Origin of the sequence: Loigolactobacillus bifermentans DSM 20003, assembly GCF_001434575.1 — a bacterium.
GTDB lineage: Bacteria > Bacillota > Bacilli > Lactobacillales > Lactobacillaceae > Loigolactobacillus > Loigolactobacillus bifermentans.
In genome coordinates, this window is the sequence record NZ_AZDA01000036.1 from 1 (window position 1) to 1,319 (window position 1,319).

Genomic DNA, 1,319 nt, shown 5'->3' on the forward strand with positions numbered 1-1,319 from the left:
TGGTCCCCTGTCAATAAAATAGACAATTTAAATAGAGACTTTTTTGTCCTATGCCACGACTAAATTTTGAATTTGAGTTTGATACTCATCTTCAAGTTGCTTTGGTGATTTGAATCCACAGTGACTGTGAATTCTAACTGTGTTGTAAAACGTTTCAATGTACTGAAAAACTAGTCGTTTAGCTTCGGAGTATGAATGGATTTTAAACCGATTTATCCATTCACGCTTAATCAAGGCATGAAACGACTCAATGCAGGCATTATCCCAAGGATAAGCTTTCTTTGAATAGCTTAATGTCATGTTAGCTGTAACTTGATTGTAAGCTTCAGACGTAAACTGACTACCACGATCACTGTGCATGATTAATGGCTTGCTAATATGGCGACTGTGCTTAGTCTTTTCAATAAGTCGGATGACATTCGATACCTCCAAGGTTTCAGATAAGTCCCAACCAATGATCCGTCGGGAGTACAAGTCCATAATACTGGTTAAATAAACGAATCCGTCATGAACTGGAATATAAGTGGTGTCAATGCACCAAACGGCGTTTGGTCGCAATGGATTGAACTGCTCGTCTAAAATATTTATTAGCTGTTTATCAAACTTAGAATTGCGAGTGGTAGTCGTCCAAGGGGTTAGGTAAACGGCGTGAATGCCAAGTTCACGCATATACTTACCAACAGTTCGTTCAGCGATCTTATATCCTTTTGAGCGAAGTTCTTGGTTGATTTTGCCGGCACCGTAAATACAAAGGCTTTTGAGCCAAATTGCTTTAATTTCACCTTGAATAAACTTCTTCCGAAGCTTTCGCGGTGATTGGTGATTATGACGCTTTTCTCGTTGATAGTAACCACTTCTTGAGATTCCAACATAATCACACATACCATTGATGGAAGGGTGGGATTCCAAAGCGTGCTGAACGTCCATTTCTTGGTATACCTTTTCGGTAGTTACTTGCTCAGAATCCCGATTGATTTTTTTAACACTTCGATCGCTCCTTCAGCGTCACGAAGTTGACGCTTTAGTCGTGCAATCTCCTTGTCCTTATCGCTGGCAAAATTACCAGAGCCACGGCCAAACTCCCCAGTCTCAGTAAACAGCTTAATCCATTTATGTAATGTACTAGCCCCAATACCTAGATTCTTACTTATTTCATTCATGGTCATGTGATCCTTGTTATCTAAGTAATACTGAACGGCCTGTTCCTTAAATTCCTTGTCATAACTGTGCTTCGTCATTATTTGATCCTCCAATTTACTTCCTTAATTATACTAAATCAGAGTCTCTATTTAACTTGTACACTTTTTATTCTAGGCCCA

At 39.3% G+C, this 1,319-nt stretch carries 2 protein-coding genes; both read right to left on the reverse strand.

The features are described from left to right. Nucleotides 1–48: 48 nt before the first annotated feature. The gene (locus tag FC07_RS05485; RefSeq protein WP_057904125.1) at nucleotides 49–927 is read right to left on the reverse strand and encodes an IS3 family transposase; all 879 of its coding nucleotides are present in this window, start codon (nucleotides 925–927) and stop codon (nucleotides 49–51) included. A 23-nt stretch (nucleotides 928–950) separates the two neighbouring features. Continuing rightward, nucleotides 951–1,238, reverse strand: a complete 288-nt coding sequence (locus FC07_RS05490) for a transposase (RefSeq protein WP_003688751.1) — start codon at nucleotides 1,236–1,238, stop codon at nucleotides 951–953. Between the last annotated feature and the right edge of the window lie 81 nt (nucleotides 1,239–1,319).

Bases quoted from the DNA above. Each gene is read 5' to 3' on its own strand.
- FC07_RS05485 (WP_057904125.1), bottom strand. From the start codon at position 927: ATGGACGTTCAGCACGCTTTGGAATCCCACCCTTCCATCAATGGTATG.
- FC07_RS05490 (WP_003688751.1), bottom strand. From the start codon at position 1,238: ATGACGAAGCACAGTTATGACAAGGAATTTAAGGAACAGGCCGTTCAG.